Source organism: Halomonas sp. ND22Bw (assembly GCF_003011945.1).
In the GTDB taxonomy this organism is placed as follows: domain Bacteria; phylum Pseudomonadota; class Gammaproteobacteria; order Pseudomonadales; family Halomonadaceae; genus Halomonas; species Halomonas halophila.
The window spans coordinates 1-245 of sequence record NZ_PXWD01001528.1; the positions used below are offsets into that span (position 1 = coordinate 1).

Below are 245 nucleotides of genomic sequence, written 5' to 3' on the forward strand. Positions count from 1 at the left end.
TGAAGCCGCCGGGCGGCACATGGCCCTTGGTCTCGTCCCAGAACGGCGTCAGGTCGCCGGCCATATAGGGGTTGTAGTGCTGACCGTCGCGGATGGTCAGGCCCGCCGGCGGGTTCCGATACCCCGACAGCAGCGAATAGATGTAGTTGGCCCCGTCGTGACGGGCCTTGGCCATCACCGCCAGCTCGGGCGGAGCCGCCCCGCCGTTGCCCGCCGCCGCCGCCGTGGCGTGCGGATAGGGGGCG

At 71.4% G+C, this 245-nt stretch carries 1 protein-coding gene; it reads right to left on the bottom strand.

Annotated elements, in window-relative coordinates:
- Positions 1–245 (bottom strand): cytochrome c1 (locus CVH10_RS23345; RefSeq protein ID WP_219925061.1); only part of this gene is annotated, 245 nt, incomplete at both ends.